Below are 247 nucleotides of genomic sequence, written 5' to 3'. Positions count from 1 at the left end.
CAGCGGCGCCAGTCGCCGCCAACAGGGCATCAGCAAGGCCGGCAACCACCGCGCACGAACGGCCGCGATCGAGCTTGCCTGGCTATGGCTGAGGCATCAGCCCGATAGCGAGCTGAGCCGCTGGTTCCGCGAGCGGGTTGGCAATCTCAAGGGCCGCATCCGCAAGATCGCCATCGTGGCGCTGGCACGCAAGCTGATGGTGGCCCTGTGGCGCTATCTGGAAACCGGCCTCGTGCCGAGCGGCGCC

General features: G+C 68.4%; 1 protein-coding gene. It reads left to right on the top strand.

The genetic code is table 11. The features are described from left to right. A partial coding sequence (locus tag CWO91_RS42550; protein WP_130221207.1) for a transposase occupies nt 1–247 on the top strand: 247 nt, incomplete at both ends.

This window comes from Bradyrhizobium genosp. SA-3 (assembly GCF_004212635.1).
Lineage (GTDB): Bacteria > Pseudomonadota > Alphaproteobacteria > Rhizobiales > Xanthobacteraceae > Bradyrhizobium.
The sequence above is the reverse complement of the archived record's forward strand: the minus strand, read 5'-3'. Positions and strand labels throughout refer to the sequence as shown.